This window comes from Streptomyces puniciscabiei (assembly GCF_006715785.1).
In the GTDB taxonomy this organism is placed as follows: Bacteria; Actinomycetota; Actinomycetes; order Streptomycetales; family Streptomycetaceae; genus Streptomyces; species Streptomyces puniciscabiei.
The window spans coordinates 69,814-86,578 of the sequence record NZ_VFNX01000002.1; the positions used below are offsets into that span (position 1 = coordinate 69,814).

General features: G+C 68.0%; 17 protein-coding genes and 5 pseudogenes. 14 read left to right on the forward strand and 8 right to left on the reverse strand.

Annotated elements, in window-relative coordinates:
• The first annotated feature begins 96 nt into the window (after positions 1-96).
• Positions 97-501, forward strand: coding sequence for a PaaI family thioesterase (locus tag FB563_RS31010; RefSeq protein ID WP_055706545.1), 405 nt, complete (start codon positions 97-99; stop codon positions 499-501).
• Entirely contained in the window at positions 494-1,171 is a 678-nt protein-coding gene (locus FB563_RS31015) for a TetR/AcrR family transcriptional regulator (protein ID WP_167528539.1), read from the forward strand. The genes FB563_RS31010 and FB563_RS31015 overlap by 8 nt, the downstream gene beginning before the upstream one ends.
• 911 nt (positions 1,172-2,082) lie before the next feature.
• On the opposite strand, the gene FB563_RS31020 is transcribed toward FB563_RS31015, so the two are convergent.
• On the reverse strand, positions 2,083-2,679 hold the full coding sequence (locus FB563_RS31020; RefSeq protein ID WP_055705101.1) for a TetR/AcrR family transcriptional regulator: 597 nt from the start codon (positions 2,677-2,679) through the stop codon (positions 2,083-2,085).
• Between the two features lie 168 nt (positions 2,680-2,847).
• Between FB563_RS31020 and FB563_RS31025 the strand changes: the two genes are divergently transcribed.
• Together FB563_RS31025 and FB563_RS43185 are read left to right on the forward strand one after the other, a co-directional pair.
• Positions 2,848-3,810, forward strand: coding sequence for an alpha/beta hydrolase family protein (locus FB563_RS31025; RefSeq protein ID WP_055705100.1), 963 nt, complete (start codon positions 2,848-2,850; stop codon positions 3,808-3,810).
• 333 nt (positions 3,811-4,143) lie between these two features.
• Positions 4,144-4,296 carry a hypothetical protein gene (locus tag FB563_RS43185; RefSeq protein WP_159045467.1) on the forward strand — a complete coding sequence of 51 codons (153 nt, stop codon included), beginning with the start codon at positions 4,144-4,146 and terminating at the stop codon, positions 4,294-4,296.
• Between the two features lie 450 nt (positions 4,297-4,746).
• On the opposite strand, the gene FB563_RS31030 is transcribed toward FB563_RS43185, so the two are convergent.
• Positions 4,747-5,070 (reverse strand): hypothetical protein, encoded by a 324-nt coding sequence (locus FB563_RS31030; RefSeq protein ID WP_234357642.1) that lies wholly within the window; start codon positions 5,068-5,070, stop codon positions 4,747-4,749.
• 213 nt (positions 5,071-5,283) lie between these two features.
• Between FB563_RS31030 and FB563_RS31035 the strand changes: the two are divergent.
• From FB563_RS31035 to FB563_RS43190, 4 genes and pseudogenes are all read left to right on the forward strand, one after another.
• Positions 5,284-5,424 (forward strand): annotated as a pseudogene (locus FB563_RS31035) (IS5/IS1182 family transposase); the annotation flags it as partial.
• 120 nt (positions 5,425-5,544) lie between these two features.
• Entirely contained in the window at positions 5,545-6,051 is a 507-nt protein-coding gene (locus FB563_RS31040) for a DUF6624 domain-containing protein (RefSeq protein WP_055705099.1), read from the forward strand.
• 493 nt (positions 6,052-6,544) lie between these two features.
• The gene (locus tag FB563_RS31045; RefSeq protein WP_234357641.1) at positions 6,545-6,784 is read left to right on the forward strand and encodes a PadR family transcriptional regulator; all 240 of its coding nucleotides are present in this window, start codon (positions 6,545-6,547) and stop codon (positions 6,782-6,784) included.
• Positions 6,785-6,841: 57 nt separating this feature from the next.
• Positions 6,842-7,129 (forward strand): HAAS signaling domain-containing protein, encoded by a 288-nt coding sequence (locus FB563_RS43190; RefSeq protein WP_425281749.1) that lies wholly within the window; start codon positions 6,842-6,844, stop codon positions 7,127-7,129.
• Here FB563_RS43190 and FB563_RS31050 read toward each other — a convergent pair.
• From FB563_RS31050 to FB563_RS44305, 3 genes and pseudogenes are all read right to left on the reverse strand, one after another.
• Positions 7,056-7,558 (reverse strand): annotated as a pseudogene (locus FB563_RS31050) (IS5 family transposase); the annotation flags it as partial. The gene FB563_RS43190 and the pseudogene FB563_RS31050 sit on opposite strands and share 74 nt — an antisense overlap.
• An 87-nt stretch (positions 7,559-7,645) precedes the next feature.
• The gene (locus FB563_RS31055) at positions 7,646-10,081 is read right to left on the reverse strand and encodes a SpoIIE family protein phosphatase (protein ID WP_055705097.1); all 2,436 of its coding nucleotides are present in this window, start codon (positions 10,079-10,081) and stop codon (positions 7,646-7,648) included.
• A gap of 467 nt (positions 10,082-10,548) precedes the next feature.
• Complete coding sequence (locus FB563_RS44305; protein ID WP_234357640.1) at positions 10,549-11,091, reverse strand: hypothetical protein; 543 nt, start codon at positions 11,089-11,091, stop codon at positions 10,549-10,551.
• Between the two features lie 87 nt (positions 11,092-11,178).
• On the opposite strand from FB563_RS44305, the gene FB563_RS43195 reads away from it, so the two are divergent.
• Together FB563_RS43195 and FB563_RS31065 are read left to right on the forward strand one after the other, a co-directional pair.
• Positions 11,179-11,928, forward strand: coding sequence for a hypothetical protein (locus FB563_RS43195; RefSeq protein WP_055705096.1), 750 nt, complete (start codon positions 11,179-11,181; stop codon positions 11,926-11,928).
• Positions 11,929-11,930: 2 nt separating this feature from the next.
• Positions 11,931-12,207: pseudogene (locus tag FB563_RS31065) on the forward strand (IS5/IS1182 family transposase); the annotation flags it as partial.
• A gap of 12 nt (positions 12,208-12,219) precedes the next feature.
• On the opposite strand, the gene FB563_RS31070 reads toward FB563_RS31065, so the two are convergent.
• Both FB563_RS31070 and FB563_RS31075 read right to left on the reverse strand, forming a co-directional pair.
• Positions 12,220-12,696 (reverse strand): DUF7919 family protein, encoded by a 477-nt coding sequence (locus tag FB563_RS31070; RefSeq protein WP_055705110.1) that lies wholly within the window; start codon positions 12,694-12,696, stop codon positions 12,220-12,222.
• Between the two features lie 63 nt (positions 12,697-12,759).
• On the reverse strand, positions 12,760-13,203 hold the full coding sequence (locus FB563_RS31075; protein ID WP_055705109.1) for a PaaI family thioesterase: 444 nt from the start codon (positions 13,201-13,203) through the stop codon (positions 12,760-12,762).
• 65 nt (positions 13,204-13,268) lie between these two features.
• Here FB563_RS31075 and FB563_RS31080 point away from each other — a divergent pair, with 65 nt between their 5' ends.
• The 4 genes and pseudogenes from FB563_RS31080 to FB563_RS31105 all read left to right on the forward strand — a co-directional run.
• Positions 13,269-13,697: a MarR family winged helix-turn-helix transcriptional regulator gene (locus FB563_RS31080; RefSeq protein ID WP_055705095.1), complete on the forward strand. Its 429-nt coding sequence runs from the start codon at positions 13,269-13,271 to the stop codon at positions 13,695-13,697.
• Positions 13,698-13,839: 142 nt separating this feature from the next.
• Entirely contained in the window at positions 13,840-14,067 is a 228-nt protein-coding gene (locus FB563_RS43200) for a 2-dehydropantoate 2-reductase N-terminal domain-containing protein (protein ID WP_159045466.1), read from the forward strand.
• A 53-nt stretch (positions 14,068-14,120) separates the two neighbouring features.
• Positions 14,121-15,051, forward strand: a pseudogene (locus FB563_RS31090) (IS5 family transposase).
• 628 nt (positions 15,052-15,679) lie between these two features.
• Positions 15,680-15,928: pseudogene (locus FB563_RS31105) on the forward strand (ATP-binding protein); the annotation flags it as partial.
• 59 nt (positions 15,929-15,987) lie between these two features.
• Here FB563_RS31105 and FB563_RS31110 read toward each other — a convergent pair.
• The gene (locus FB563_RS31110) at positions 15,988-16,527 is read right to left on the reverse strand and encodes a 2'-5' RNA ligase family protein (protein ID WP_055705092.1); all 540 of its coding nucleotides are present in this window, start codon (positions 16,525-16,527) and stop codon (positions 15,988-15,990) included.
• Between the last annotated feature and the right edge of the window lie 238 nt (positions 16,528-16,765).

Consider the following 16,765-nt stretch of genomic DNA (forward strand, 5'->3'; position numbering starts at 1 on the left):
ACAGCCCAGCGGCCTCGCGCCACAGGCTGGACGCGAACCGTGACGCCCCCATAACATGTCGCCGTTAACTTAACGGTGACAACCTGAGGGGCCGCGATGACCATCACCGCGCAAGACGTCTACACCATGGCGCCGTTCGCCAGGACGCTCGGGATACGCTTCGGATCCCTCAAGGCCGACGCTGTCACCGCGCAACTCGCCTACACGCCCGAGCAGTCCACCGTCGGCGCCGCGATGCACGGCGGGGCACTGATGGGGCTGGCCGATGTAGCCGGCGCCGTGTGCGCCACGCTGAACGGGACCGCCGACACCGTCCCCGCGACCATGGAATCCACCACCCACTTCCTGCGGCCCGTACACGGCACCGGCGCCTTCGCGACCTCCCGCCCGCTGCACGTCGGCAAGTCAACGGTCGCCGTGGAAATCGACATCAGGGATGACAAGGACCGGCTCTGCGTCCGCGTCACTCAACTCGTCGCCCTCCGGAGGCGCCATGACTGAGGGACCCGGCCAGTCCACGGCCGACGCCCGCCCCAGCACACCCGAAGGCCGTCGGCGCAGTCGCGCCAAGCGAGGCCACGGCGGCCGACTGAGGGACGAGCTCATCGAAGCGGCCGGCACGCTGCTCGACGACGCCGGCGAGGACGGCGTGACCATCCGTGCGGTGGCACAGGCTGTCGGGGTCAGCACCCCCTCGGTATATCTCCACTTCGACAACCGACTGGAACTGCTGCACACCGTGTGCCTCCAGGTCTGGGACGAACTCGGCCGACGGATGCTGAGCATCAGCGCCCAGACCACCGACCCGTTCGCCGAACTCCACCAGCGCAGTGTCGCCTACATCAGGTTCGGACTCGACCATCCCCTGCGCTACCGCCTGGTCGCGACCGGACCCGCGACAGCCGCCACTGAGCAGGTCGCCGACGCCTGCTTCCGATTCCTGCGGGAAACGGTGCAGCGATGCGCCGACGCCGGCGTGCTCCACGGCGATGTGACGGCGCTGACCCGGGCCATCTGCGCGTGCCTGCACGGTGCCGTCTCGCTGCTGATCCTCCAGCCGCCCTCGAAATGGCCCGACGACATCCCCCAGTACGCAGACGATGCCGCCACCCTCGCCTGCCAGGGCGCCGCCGCCCTCTCACGCGCGCACCACGGCCGCAACGAAACGTGAACTGTCCTGCCCTGGGCAACGCTCCGCTACGCCTCGCTGGCGTTCTCATGGGCCGACGGTTGGCGCAGCGGTCGGCAGCCGGCCTGCGCGGGGCAGAAAAAGGGCTGGTCCATCGCCGAAGGACTGGCGTGAGTCCGTTCTGGTCGAGCATCACCATCCCGGAACGTCCAAGGGCGATCCCGACGCGGCTCCGAAGGACAGCGGCGTCCGCCGACGTACGAGGCGCTTCGGACCGCGGACAGTCTCTGGGTCGAGTACGCGGACGGGGAATGCGGACACTACGACACGCAGGCCGATCCCGCTGAGCTCAAGAATCTCGCAGGCACTCTGAGCGACGGGGAGAGAAAGCCCTGCACGAGACCTTGACCGCGCTCGCCCGTTGTTCGGGCTCCGAGTCCTGCCGGGACGCGTCGCGGCTGCACCAGTAGCCGTCATCGGGCTGCGCTCGGCGGCATCCGGCTGCAGATTCACGAGGACCCCGCTTCCAGCGCCCTGAGGGGTTGCGGGGGCTTCCGCACTTCATGCGAACCGCCCCCCGGCACGATTTGAGCCTGCGCACACGGCTCCGGAGGCGTCGGTCCCATCAGCCATGGGCGCTGGCGGGCGGCGCATCCTGTGGAAGTCTTCCTATGTTGGCCGCCCATAGGCAGGACTCAACCTGCGGCGTCATAGCCGGAGTCCCCGCTCCGGGTGGCAGATGACGCATCGCTGCGGTGGCTGGTCGGACCAAGTACCTCGTCGGCGCTGCGCGGTTCTGTGCGCAGTTGCTGGTCAAACTTGTGGCGCAGATAGGGCTTGCGTCCAGGCCCTGCTCGTAGGGCACTGCTACAGCCCCTCCGCTACAAGCGGTAACAGATCACCGGATCGCATGGAAGCGCGGAGGGACCAGGTCGCGATGCCGCTCGTCGGCATCAGGACGCGTGAGGTCCCTGCAGCCCCTGGAGAAGGAGAGCGATCAAGCGTCGGGGGTCGTAGCGGGGGTCGTTGTCGCGCCCGATGCAGAGGTTGCCGATGCCGCGCATCAACTCATACGCCTGCGTACCGGGCCTGATGTCACCGGCCTCGACCGCAGCGTCGAGCAGTTGGGCGCAGACGGGCAGCAGACGGTCGAGGAAGTAGGCGTGCAGCGCGGCGAAACGGTCGTGGTCGGACTGCAGGGCGTCGGCGAGACCGTGCTTGGTGACCAGGAAGTCGACGAAAAGGTCAATCCACTGGCGCAGTGCGTCGAGCGGGGATTCGGCACTGGCCAGCAGGTTCGGGCCGGCCTCGGCGCATGCCTCGATCTGGTGGCGGTAGACGGCCGTGACGAGATCCGCCCGGGTCGGGAAGTGGCGATAGATCGTGGCCATCCCGACGCCCGCTTGGGCCGCGATCTGGCGGATCGGCGCGTCGACGCCGGAGGTGACGAACACCTCGGCGGCAGCCGTGAGCACCGTCTGCCGGTTGCGCTGTGCGTCGGCCCGCTTGCCTCGTGACGCCGACTGCCCTGCGGGGGTGTCGGTGGCCATCGCGCACTCCTTCCACACCGATTGACAAAACGGAGCGCCGCTCCGGATAATAAGTGGAGCGATGCTCCGCTTCAGGTTAGTCGAAGCAGGATGCTCCTGCCCACCTTGGCCGTCGTCGGTCGCAGGAGACCGGCGGACGGCAGGTGCCACCGAAAGGGAACCCACCTCGTGAGCACATCCACTGTCACCAGCGCCGACACCTTCGGCACACCGGTCCCGGTCTTGTCCTTCAGCCCCGTAGTCCTCTCCGTACCCGGACGTCCCGTGGACCTCCAGATACGCGTGTCCGCACCCGCGAGCGGAACCGGTCTTGCCGTCATCCTCCTCTCTCACGGCCACGGCCCCTCGAACAACCTCTCCTCACTCAACGGCTACGCGCCGCTCGTCAACTTCTGGGCCGCCCACGGATTCGTGGTCATCCAGCCAACCCACCTCTCCTCCAGGACGCTGAGTCACCTGGTCGCCGACGCCCCCGGGGCGCCCTTCTTCTGGCGCTCGCGCTCCGAGGACATGTCGCACATCCTCGATCGACTCGACATGATCGAGAAGGCCGTGCCGGGGCTCTCCGGGCGGATCGACCACACCAAGGTCGCCGTTGCCGGGCACTCGTTCGGCGGCTTCACCTCCAGCCTCCTGCTCGGTGCCCGGGTCACCGACCCCGACGAGGGGGCAGAGGTGAGCCTTCTCGAACCGCGGATCAAGGCGGGCGTGCTGCTCGCCGCGCCCGGCAGGGGTGACGTCCTCAACGGACCGATGGCTGACGCGCTGCCGGTCCTGCGGACCATCGACTTCTCCACCATGACCACACCCACGCTGGTCGTTGCCGGCGACGAGGACGACTCCCGGCACTTCACGGACATGGGGCCGGACTGGCACGCCGACCCCTACACCCTCGCCCCCGGGCCCAAGACCCTGCTCACCCTGTTCGGCGCGGAGCACGGGCTCGGCGGGATCGCCGGATACGACGCCGCCGAGACCACCGACGAGGACCCCGAACGAGTCGCCGCCCTCGCCCGGCTCACCGCGGCCTACCTCCACACCCAGCTTCGCCCCAGTGCCCCCACGTGGCAGGCCGAGTGCGAGGCACTGACGACCGACCCCGATCCGACAGGACGAGTCGAATCCAAGTAAGCCCCCGCCCCGCAGTCACGTCCCTCCTGGGACGGTCCGCGCGATCGTGCGCATGGAGCCAGTCAGCAGGCTGGTATTCAACAACGATGTCCAGGCAGCAATCCGCCACGGTGTGAGTGCCTCGGCACCAGGACCCTCAGTCGTCATCGGCTGCCGCGACGCTGCCCAGACTCCTGCACTGTTCGAATTGCAGCCGACCGCTGACGCTGCTCAGACCGGTGAACAACTGCTGCTGGTACTCGTGGACAGAGCCACTCGGTCCACAGGTCGGCGGGCGGACCCTGCTGGGACGTCGCCGTGATCGGCACGGCGCCCGTACGTCAGGAGCTGTCCATGTCGCCCATCGTTCCCTCGCTGCCCCCGCACCTGGTCCAGCTCGGCTTCGACTACATCCTGGCAGTGGAGAGTGGAGACGACGTCCAGGCCACGCGGCTCGATACCGAGGTGGAGCAGATGCCGGGTTGCTGCCGGGCATCGCGGAACTGATCGTCTTCCCGGTGACCGCGTTGTCCGACGACACCGACCCCTGCGCCAACTCCTTCGTCCTGGACGAGGTCGACGTCATCTACCGGATGGCGATCCGCGCGTCGGCCACGCACGCCCCCGCGGCTGCCGCGCCAGGGGTCGCCCGCACCATCGCCCACTTCGTCGGCCAGCTCCTCGCCGACACACCAAAGGACGTCGCCAAAGCCTTGCAGGCACTGCGCGCGATGAGCAGGTGGAACGGGCCCGCGGGATGGTGGACACCGTGGTGGCGCTGCGCCGGCGACCGCACCACCGTGCGAGTGGATGCGCACTGGTGCAGTGGTGCGCACCCGCGGCATCGGGTCCGGCTCAGTGGCCAGCCTCCCGGCCGCGGTGCGGTCCGGGCTCGTGCGGGCGATGCGCCCGCTGGTCGCCCTGGCGCACCGGGTGTACTGGGTCGGCATCGGCCTGTTAGGCGTAGCGGTCCGCGCGGGCGCGGAAGGCGTCGGCCGCCTTGGTGAACGCGTCCTGGAGGTGCCGCAGCCGTTCGGCTGTGAGATCGAGGGCTTCCACGTCCGTGCGGGATTCCCTCAAGGCCCGTAGCGCCGTCAGGTCGATCGCCTCCCGGCGCCCGGCCTCCCGCTCCTGGTCGCCGTGCTCCGGGTCGGCGGCCGGGGGCGCGAGCAGCCGCTCGGGCATCGCCGCCTGATGGTGCGCGACGACGTCGTACGCCCGGCCCCCCGCGGCGGTGACGGTGGTGCGCAGCTTCTCGCGGAGCACCGTGCCGGCAAACACGGCCCGCTCGTACTGCAGCGGGACGCGGGGTATCTCCCACTCCCCCGGCTCCAGGTCCGAGGGCCGGGGCGCGGCCGGTGTGCCCGACTCGGCCGGGGGCTGCCGATCCGGCTCCGGGACGGTGTTCGGCGGGCGGCGGCCGGGTTGGAGGTCGGCCAGTGACCAGCGGGCGGTGTAAGGCCTGTCCGGCGGATCATGTGACTTCTCGCGTTCTACAAGCGCAGAAACGAAGTCGAGCGGACGATCAACGCCGTCAAGAACTTCCGGGCCGTGGCCGCGAGGTTCGACAAGCGTGCCTATGTCTTCCAGGGCACCGTGACCGTCGCAGCGATCCGGCTCTGGCTCCGGGGGTAGATCCATTATCCCGGTGCGGCGAGGCGCCTGTCACCGTTCTCCGGAATGATCTTTACATCCGTTTTGCACCTCTAGGCTTGCGGGCGGACACAAAGCACGGTTCTGACCTTGGAGTTGACAGTGGCGCACGACGTTGCCGCGCTGACGGTGGAGCTCACGGACATGGCTGCGGCCGATCACCAGTCCGCATTCCGCGCGAACAGCGATGACCCCGACGAACAGCTGGTGTGGCGCCGGCTGACCGCACGGCACGGTGACCGACTCAGCGAGATCATGGAGGAATACGGCTGGCCAACGGCGGAACTAGTCGGCGAGGAGGCCGCACGCGCGGCATGGCTGATCGCCCAGCACGCCGACCGGCAACTCGACGTCCAGCGTCGTGCCCTCCAGTTGATGCAGCAGGCGGTGTCGGCAGGCTCGGCCAGCCCACGCGAGCTGGCCTTTCTGCACGACCGCACGCGGGTCAATGAGGGCCGCAAGCAGGTCTACGGCACTCAGATCGCCGGCGTGAAGGACGGGTCACCGGTTCCGTGGCCCTGTGAAGAGCCCGAGCGAATGGACGAACTCCGTGCGGAAGTCGGCATCGAGCCCTTCGACGAGTACGTCGCCAAGTTCTCCATGGCATGACGCCCGCTTCCCTGTCGCCTCCGGTGGATCACTGCCCGGGCTCACCTGCCGCGGGCAATGATCCGCCGGACAGGCCCTAGGTAGGGACCGTCCGACGGGTCACTGTGCTGCCAGGTCCATGTCCCGCAAGCTGTGCGCGTAGGTGAACCGAGATCCGCGCGGCATGCGCGGCGAGGTGGTGCGCGCCAGCGCGATGCTGTACAGCCCGAATCGCTCGGTCTCCCGCGGGTTCGGCCAGCTGCAGACAAGTGGTCACCGAGGAGGCCCGGTGTCGGCCCCCGTGGGTGTCGCAGGCGGCGGGACTTGAGTCCGGGGCCGCATCCCCGGTGCATCGACATCATCTTTGGACTTGTAGAGATAACCAGGCACTGTGCGATGCATGGAACCTGACATCGCAGGTAAGCCCCCCGCGGTCAAGGCGGAGAGCCAGCTCCGCAAGGGGGTGCTGGAGTACTGCGTGCTGGCTCTCCTGCGGGACGGCCCGCGCTAGGGCGTGGAGCTGCTCGAAGCTCTCGGTGCGGTGAGCGTCATGGTCACCAGCCAGGGAACGATCTACCCCTTGCTGTCCAGGTTGTGCCGGGAGGGAGTGGTGGAGACCCGCTGGCAGGAGTCCCCCAGTGGCCCGCCCCGGCGCTACTACGAGCTGACGGCATCGGGGCATGCGGCGCTGAAGGCGTTCACTGCCATCTGGCCGCACTTCCGTGACGCGGTCGACCACTTCATCACCGACTGACTGGAGTCCACCGTGACGATCACCGAGCACCCGCTGGTGCGCAGCTACCTGTCCGCCGTGACGCGGGAGACGGCCGGGCTCAGCCCGGAGCGCCGAAACGAGTTGCTGGCCGACCTGGAGGAGCACATCGCCGTGGCGCTGGCGGCAAAGCCCGCCACCGGCGATGACCAGGTCCGCACCGTCCTCGCACGCCTCGGCGCCCCACGCACGATCGCGGCGACCGCACTCGGCGAGGAGCTCCCCGCTCCGAGGACGAGCCAGAGCCGTACCTTGCAGGACGGGGCACGCGAATGCGTTCCAGGACCGCGATCATCTGCGGGGCGTCGCCCCATTGTCCGGGCGTGATCAGCACGGCCAGGGGCCGCAGTCCGCCCCACCGGCCAAGTGGATCTTCGTCGTAAGCCCGCCGCGTGAACGGCCGACAACCTCATCCGGACCTTGCTGAACGGACCGGCCAGGCTTGCCGACCCTTCGAGGCGCCTGCTTGCGTGCGCCGGCGGCGTGCTGGTGCGCACGACACACGGTCGAGTCCACGCCCACCATGGACCAGTCGATGCGGCCTGCCGCGTCGGCATCGGCCTGGACTGCCCGGAAGATCCTTTCCCTCCCGAACTTTCTTGGAAGGTCACGCCACGGGATGCCGGTCCGTATGCGGAACAGGATCCCATCAATGACTTGCCGGTGCTCCTTCCACCGCCCGCCCCGACCGACGTTCTTCGGCAAGTGCGGCTCCAGCCGAGCCCATTCACAATCGGTGAGATTCCCCCGCCCCACACTGCCGTGAACGGGACCAGACGCGGGCACCCGGACGCAGTTCACCGGTCGCTCCTTCCAGTCGGCTGATGTTGCGGAAGCCGCAGGTCAGGCAGACGGAAGAGGCTGCTCCGTCCAGACCGTCTTGCCGTCATGGCTGTAGCGGGTGCCCCAGCGTTCTGTGAGCTGCGCGACCAGGAAGAGCCCGCGTCCGCCCTCGTCCGTGCTGAGGGCCCGTCGGAGGTGGGGGGACGTGTGACTGGTGTCGGACACCTCGCAGATCAGACAGTCCGTGCGGATGAGGCGCAAGGTGACGGGGCCTGCTGCGTACCGGTAGGTGTTGGTGACGAGTTCGCTGGCGACCAGCTCGGTGGTGAAGGACAGATCGTCCAGGCCCCATTCGGTCAGCTTCGCCGTGGTCAGCTCTCTGGCACGGGCGGGAGCGGTTGCTTCCAGGGGCAGCCGCCACGAGGCGACGTTCTGTGGCCGTAGTACCCGGGTACGTGCGATGAGCAGCGCGATGTCGTCAGTGGGGAGGCGGTCCTTGGGGAGCAGCGCATCGACCACGGCGTGGCAGGTCTGGTCCACGGTTTCTGTGGCGCTGGTGAGACATGCGCGCAGGTTCTCCAGCGCTGTGTCCACGTCGCCGTTCCCCGCCTCCAGCAGCCCGTTGCTGTAGAGCGCCAGCACGCTGCCCTCAGGGAGGTCGACATCGCATGTTTCGAACGGCAGTCCGCCCAGACCCAGCGGCGGACCGGCGGGCAGTTCGAGCACAGTCACCTCGCCGTCCGGGGTGGACATCACCGGCGCCGGATGTCCGGCGCGCGCCAAGGAGCAGTGCTTGGAGACCGGATCATAAACCGCGTACAGACAGGTGGCCCCGAGAATCTGATCGATCGCCGACTGATTCCCGTCAGCGTTCGCCTCCATCTCGGTGGCCAGCAGACTCACCAGATCATCCAGCCGCGCGACCACCTCGTCCGGCTCCAGGTCGAGGCTCGCCAGGGTACGCACCGCAGCGCGCAGACGGCCCATGGAGGCCGCTGCGTGAATGCCGTGACCGACCACGTCTCCCACGACGAGCGCGACCCGGGCGCCTGACAGCGGGATCACGTCGAACCAGTCACCGCCGATGCCCGGTTCGCCGCTGGCTGGCAGGTATCGGCACGCCACCTCCACGGCCGGCAGGTCGCACCCTGCGTTCGGCAGCAGGCTGCGCTGGAGAGTAAGAGCGGCGCTCTGTTGCTGGGTGAAGCGGCGCGCGTTGTCGATGCAGACGGCCGCACGCGAGGAGAACTCGTCGGCCACTGCAGCATCGTCAGCTTCAAAAGGCTCAGAATTGCGCGACCGCCACAGGCTCACCACGCCCAGGACCCGGCCTCGTGCGACGAGGGGTACCGCGATCAGCGAATGAACTCCGAGGCCCATGGCGATCTCGACGCGCCGGCGGTCCATTGCGTACCACTCGGGACGGAGGGCCAAGTGCCTCTCGAGAATCGGACGGCGCTCGGCCAGGCACCGCGCCTGCGGAGATTCCGGAAGAAGCGGAACCACATCTCCCTCCTGGAACGGCACACGGCGTTCCGGTGGTCTGAGGGCAGCCCGGATCAGCGAGCCTGCCGTACCGGGCACGGGTTCGTCACCCGTGGTTACGGGTTTGAGGAGGTCGACCGAGCAGTAGTCGGCCAGGCCGTGGACGGCCACGGCGGCCAGTTCCCTGGCGGTCTGTGTCACGTCCAGCGTGGTTCCGATGCGGGCGCTCGCCTCGTTCAGCAGGGCGAGCCTGCGTTGTGCCCGGTGGCGTTCGGTCACGTCCTCGATCGTCTCGGCCACGCCAAGAACCTGGCCCGACGGGTCTTCCATCCGGAACGCCGAGACGGACACGATCCGTTCCCGACCCGGATCGTGGCGTGCCCGAGCCGACTGTTCTGTGAAGATCAACGGCTCACCGGTCTCCAGGACGTGCCGGACCCGTTCGTCCGCCGGACCCGCGTCCTCGTCGACCAGGAATTCTCGGGGACGGTGGCCCACCGGCGCCTCGGCCGGAACCCCGCTTGCCTTTTCGACCGCACGGTTGACCCGGATCACCTTCCTGTCCGGGCCGTAAGTGACCAGACCAATCGGGGACCGGCGGTACAAGCCGTCCAGCAGCGCACGGTCCCGCTGCCAGGCAATCACCTCCGCGGCAGGGGCACCGACCAGAAGCCACTCCTGACCGCCCCCCTCCCGGGTGACCGCACGGGCCCGGAAACCCATCTCCACACGGTGCCCGTCCCGGTGCCGGACGGGCAGGACACCGAACCATCCCCCCGCCTTCACGGCCTCTACGACGACGGACCGCGCGACAGGCAAGTCCCGCGCATCGACCAGGAGGGTCCGCCACGCCCTCCCGATCACCTCCTTGGCCGTATAACCCAGCAATTCCTCCGCACGTGCGCTCCAGCCGACCACGGTGCCCTGATCGTCGAGTGCAGCAGAGGCCCCACGCCCCAGGGCGAAGGGATCCTCAGGACTCTCGGTGAAATGCGTCGACGGTGTCCCCATAGCCACCACCTTGCCTCCGTGACTCCGATGTTCCTCCCCGCGGTTTCCATCCGCGACTCTTCCCCGGCGATGTCGCGCACTCCCACACGATGCCGTGCTCTCCCGACTGGTGGACTCCACTCGATGGAGTGGATGCCGGGCATCGTCGGTGTGCACCACGGCATCGGGTGCGCATCCACTCGGTGCGGTGGTGCGCACCGGTGCGGCCGGCGGCGCGGGAGTGGCGTGCATCGGATGGACTCGGTGCGGTGGAGCGGGCCGGTGGAGGGGCAGCGGGATTCCCCTTGACACAGGACGTGGTCAAGGGGCAGTACGCCGGGTGGATGGACTGCATCGTCCCGGCGATGTCGCCCACTCCCCGGCCGGTGGTCTCCACCCAGTGGAGTGGATGCCGAGCACGATGTCGACCACTCCACTCAGTGGAGGGGAGTCCACCGAGTGGAGTGGATGCGCGGCATCGGGTGCACTCAGTGGCCGGCCTCCCGGCCGTGGTGCGGTCCGGGCTCCTGTAGGCGGTGCCCTTGTTGGTCGTTCTCGCGCACCGTGTGCGGCCTCTCGGCATCGTCGCGGTGCGCGTAGCGGTCCATCGTGGCGCGGGCCTGGTCGGCCGCTGCGGTGAAGGCGTCCCCGAGGTGGCGCAGCCGCTCGGCTGTGAGATCGAGGGCTTCCACGTCGGTGTGGGACTCCCGCAGGGCCCGCAGCGCCGTCAGGTCGACCGCCTCTTGGCGGCCGCGCTCCTGCTCCTGGTCGTCGTACTCGGGGCCGGCCGCCTCGGGAGCGAGCAGCTGCTCGGGCATCGCCTCCTGCTGGTGCCAGGCGACGTCGTACGCCCGGCCGCGCGTGGCGACGGTGGAGCGCAGCTTCTCGCGGACCGCAGCGCCGGCGAGGACAGCCCGTTCGTACTGCAACGGCACGCTGCGGCGGGTGAAGAGCTGGGCGAGGGCGATCGTTTCGGGGCAGGCGATGGCTTCGCCGGCCAGGGCGGATCTGCACCCATTCTCGATCTTCACTGCGTTGGAAGTATCGACGCCTCTCTGGCGGGCCCCATAGGATGCGGCGCTCAATTAAACCGCGATCAAGCAAGGAGGGGGCGCGGGATGCTCCTGACGTGTCGGAAGTGCCGGCAGCGTGAAGTTGCTTTTGACGGGATCAAAGGGCTGTGTCCGGTCTGTCAGCAGGAGAGCGACTTGTCGAAGCCGCCTCAGCGTCGCGGGCGCAACGCCACGGCGGCGTTGCTGGTCCAGTCCAAAGTGAGTCCCGGGCGGGTTTCGATGACGGGCCCACTGCTCACGGTACTGGCTGCAGCCGCGGCCGCCATCGTCAGCGAGGCCGTGCGGTTCTCCGCCGAGCGCATGCGGGCCCACCAATGGGCCTTGGCCGCCGCTCACAATGGCTACGACCGGCAGGCTCTGCACAGCGCACTCCAAACGATCAACACCACGAGCATGTTGCGCTTCGTGGTCTTCATGGCAGTTCTGTACGCCTACCAGCGGTGGGCGCGCGCCGGCCACGCGAACGCCATGTCGCGCACCGACATCGGGCTGGGCTGGACCAGGGCCCTGCCAGGCGGCCGCGGAGTCGTCTGGACCTACGGCGCGTGGTTCCTGTCGGTTTTCGCCGCGGTCTACGTCTCATTTATGATCAACTCCGACCTCCAAACGCCCGGCGACTACGAGACCGCGGCGAACGTCGACGCCATATACAGCCTGGTCCGCATAGTCCTGGCCGTCCTACTGAGCGTGTTCGTCGTGCAGTTGACCCTCGGGCTGAACAAGCTGCTGGCCACGCCACAGACGATGGACGTGACCGATCGGCCCATCGAGCTGCAGACCATCGACGAGGAGTAACTTCGTCGCGCCGCAACCGTCGCTAATCTGCGGCGGCGCCAGATCAAGCACACGATCCCGGAGCCCAGGGACCAGCGTGCCAACCGTCGGCGGCGCGGCAGTATCGGCGGCCGTCCGACGGGGTTCGACAGAGAGATCTACCGGCGCCGCAACGAAGTGGAACGGACGATCAACCGGTTAAAGATCTTCCGTGCGGCCGCGACTCGTTACGACAGGAGAGCCGACGTCTTTCACGGGACGGTCACCGTCGCCTCGATCCGGCTATGGCTGCGTACGTAGGTACGCTCGGGCCTACTCCAGCGTGCGTTCGGCCTCATCCGGGACCCAGGGGAAGGGGACGTTGGGCCATCGCGCGGCGGCCCACGCGTCGAGATCGACGGCGAGCACGGCGTCGATGAAGACCTGCGGCGGTCGGTAACCATGATCGGTGACGTAGTGCGTGATCAGGAACGGAGCGGCATGGGCGACCCCAGGCTCGCCCGGGATCCGAACCTCCCCGTTCCCTTCCGGAGCCTTCTCCTCAAGGCACAGGTCGCATTCGTGCACCCCGAGGCAGACATTCATCCACTGGACCTGCTGAACAGCCTTCAGCTTCTCCACAAACGCGGTGGGGACCGGTCCCGTCGAGTACGGCTTGCCGGCTTCCAACCACCCAATGCTCAGGCGCGTGTACGCCGGGCGGTACCAGAGTGCGTAGAAGCCCGACTCCCTGTCCGTGAACGCATCCTCGTCCTGGTAGTCGTACTCGCTGAGATCTGCGTAGAACACCCGCACATCATCGCCGCACCGCGTCCTTGACGCCCAAGCGAGCCACGACCCATCGGACAGTCCCTAGTGGGCGGAATCCGGCAGGACGGTTTCAGCGACGGCGATAGTGCCCTGGGCGATCGCGCAGAGCGTCTGGGCCCCATCGGAGCTCATCATGAAAAGGTCGCAGCGGCAGACAACCCGAGTGCGGCCGGGGCGCACGACCCGGGCATGGGCCCGGAGTACCTCGCCCCGGGCAGGACGTAGGTAGTCGATGGTGTAGCCGGCGGTGAGCAGCCCAGGGCCGGCAACCGTGCCAGCAGCGAAAGTGAGCGCATTGTCGGCGGCGTAGCTGAGGACACCGCCGTGGACGAAGCCGTTCTGCTGGCGCAATTCGTCGCGGACGTCCAGCTCCAGGACGGCGGCGCCGTCTCCGAAAGCCGTCAGCCGGGCGCCGAGGTAGATGCTGAAGGGCTGTGAGGCCAGCACCTTCCGGGCGAGTGCCAGATTCGGGGTGTATGCCTTCACCACAACCTCACTTCACTAGTGGACTGAGCATCGCGTCGCACGGCTCGCCCTGTCAAGATCGGATCATGCCGCCTGATCCTGACCCACGCCTGTTCTTCCTCCTGCAGCGGGCTGCACACACCCTGCGTCTGGCCGCGGACCGCCGCTGCCTGGCCGCCGCCGGTGTCACCACCGCCCAACTCGGTGCCCTGTTCGCCGTGCGAGACCAGCCGGGCCTGACCCAGCAGGGACTCGCCCGCGCCCTCGGCCTGCGCCAGTCCGCGGTGACGCCGCTGGTCGGCCGGCTCACCGCTGCCGGGCTCGTGGCCAAGAGTGCCCACCCCCACGAACACCGTGCAGTCGTACTGCAGCTGACGCACGCGGGCGCGGTGGCACTGCGCAACGCCGGTCCAGAAATCGACCGGTTCAACGCGGAAATGCGCGATCTCCTCGGCGACGACGGCTTCACCCATGCCGCGGCCGCGCTGCACAAGCTCGCGCACTGGCGCGCCTAGCCATGTCGGGGATCGTGCATCTGGAGTTGCGCGGTCGAAAGCGGGTGGGCGAACGCTCGCGTCGCGGTGCGCACCACTGCGGCTCTCCCCCTGTGCAGCGGCGTCCCTCGAATCGATCTTGGTACGGATAGGCTCGGTGGACATGGCACGGGTTGCGGTAGTGGGTGCGGGAGCGGTGGGCGGCGTTGTGGCCGCGGAGCTGAGGGCGGCCGGCCGGACGGAGGTGACCGCTTGCGTGCGTGCGCCGCTGGGCGGGTTGCGCATCGTACGACCCGACGGGTCGGCTCTGGAGGCGTCTGTTCCTGAGGTCACCGAGCCCGCCCAGGTATCGGCGGTGGAGTGGGTGATGCTGGCGACCAAGGCCTACTAGGACTTGGTCGGCCGATCATGTAACTGACTACTGATCAGATCGTGGATGTGAGCATGGGGCGGGGCGATTTGACGGATGCGGAGTGGGATCGGCTGCGGCCCTTCCCGCCGGTCAGCAAGGGGCGTTGTGGCCGGTGGCGGGATCACCGGCAGGTGATCGACGGGATCCTTCACCGAGTACGGACGGGGGTGCAATGGCGCGATCTCCCCGAGCGGTTCAGGCCGTCGAAGACAGCCTACGAACGCCACCGGCTGTGGTCGGCCGACGGCACCTGGTAGCGTCTGCTGCAGAAGGCCAGGCCGCGGCCGATGCTGCGGGAGAGATCGACTGGGACATCGCGGTGGACTCCACCGTCGTGCGCGCCCATCAGCACGCGGCCGGTGCCCGCACCGAACCACCGCCGGCGCCCGCTTCACAGGGGGCCGAAGTAGTGGAACATCGGCGCGAAACATCGTGGCGGAGTCTGCTCGCCCGGCTGGTGGAGGTGGTGCAGGAGGTGAGGGCCTGGGCCGCTCGCGCTGCGGGTTCACCAGCAAACTCCACCTGAGCGCGGATGGCCGCTGCCGCCCGCTGTCCTTGGTCGTCACCGGCGGACAACGAGCGGACTGCACCCAGTTCAAGGCCGTGCTCGAAAGGATCCGCGTTCCGCGCATCGGGCCGAACCGGCCACGCACGAAACCCGACAGTCTCGCGGCCGACAAGGGATACAGCAGCAGTCCGTGCCGCACCTACCTGCGGCGCCGGGGCATCCGGCACATCATCCCGGAGAAGGGCGACCGTAAGGCCGCCCGCGTGCGCAGAGGCTCGCGCGGCGGACGGCCACCCGGCTTCGACGAAGAGCGGTACAAGAAGCGGAACACCGTGGAGCGGGCGATCAACAGGCTCAAAAGGTCCCGGGCCGTGGCTACCCGCTATGACAAGCGCGGCTACGTCTTCCTCGGCACTGCCACTGCGGCGGCCCAGGTCATGTGGCTCCGTACATGATCGGCCGGACCTAGTCACGGGGTTCCGCGAGAAGGTCGTCCACCACATGACATCGAATTGTGGGGAGGTGCTCAGCGATCGCCTCACTCATCATGGCTTCCCCTTCGGGGTCCACGTCTGGGCACCCCTCGCGAGTGGCGGCATCCGGCCACCGTGCGTACGCCACCCAGGTGCCGTCATCGGCCTGATGCAGACGTGATCCGTAGCTGCCGCAGTGCTTGTGCATCGCTTGTGTCACGCGGTGCCAACCAGCTGCGAACTGCTGCTCCTTGCCTTCGTGCAAACGCCACCGGTAGATCACCGCAAACATGACACGACCTCCCCCTTTGACCTCCGCGCCTCCGGAATCCGGTGGGCGTGCCCTGCATACCCACCACACTCCAGATCGGGACTGTACATGCCAGCCTATTGGGTGGGGGCGGTCTCTGACGATCGCAACAAGGCCACCGCCGCAGCCGGCGGATCCGGCCCTGGACATGATCGGCCGGACAAGTCCAGACGGCCGCAGCGGAACCGTGGCTCAGCCGACTGTGCGGTGCGGGCACCAGGGTCGTGGTGCTGCAGAACGGCGTGGAGCACCGTGAGCGCGTCGCGCCGCTGGTCGGCGCCGCCCGCGTCCTTCCGAGCGTACATGGAACTGGACCGGCGCGGCGCCGAACTGCTGTTGCAGGTTCTGACCGAGCGGGAGGAGAAGAACAGCGTCGCCATCGCCTCCAACGAGTCGTCCGGCGGATGGACGAAGACGTTCACCGATCCTCGCCTCTAGGCGGCCATCGTCGACCGCCTCACCCTCAACGGCACCATCATCGAGACCGGCACCGACTCCTACCGGCTGGTCAGCACCCGAGCCCGCGCCGAGCAGGTCGAAGCTGGCTGACTGACGTCTCATGCTGGTCCACTGCTCGTTGCGGCGGGCCGGCCAAGCTCACGGCCCATTCATTCAAGGAGTGCGAACGACGCCCGCTGTTGCCACTTCGCGCCGTCATACACCATGAGGTCAACTGACGAGACCTGGGACGCGCAGGGAAGTCCGCCGAGCAGGTCAGCCTCGATCTCATCCAGAACTGCATCGTCCTGACCGTCAGTGACGGTCAGGTGGGGCACAATCTCGGTGAACTGGCCCCCATAGGGAGGCGCTTCGGACCACCGGTAAGCGATCACCTCAGTGAGCCGCCGCAACTGTGCGTCTGGCTCAGGAGCGAGATACAGCACCCCTGGAAACCGCCCACAGCTCTCAAACTGCAGGTCAAAGGCATGATGGCTGCCGAGCACATCAGTGAGAGCCGAGCGGACACGCGCATCTATTCGGCTCTCGTCGAGGAACGGGAAAAGCACCGTGACATGTGCTGGTACTCCTGCTCGGGCTGATGGATCGAACCGTTCACGCCATGCGCGGACGGCCGGCTCCGCGTCCGGGATCCTGACGATGAGTCCTGTCTGGCCTGCCTGAAGCCTGCTGGTGCGGTCGTCCTCCATGACACCGCATGCTGCCACCTCAGAAGCCGACGACAGCACTCATTATGCGTCCATGATCATGAGCAGTCCGCGGCACGGGACGAGCCGGCGGCTCCGGAGCACAACTGCCCTCATTTCCCCCATGAACATCCAGACGGCCGACGATCACCAAGCGCCTCCGAACCCCATGAGCAAACGCTGTCGATTGCAGTGAACGAAGCCACGACACCTCGGTGTCGGAACGACCGCAGGAGCGCGG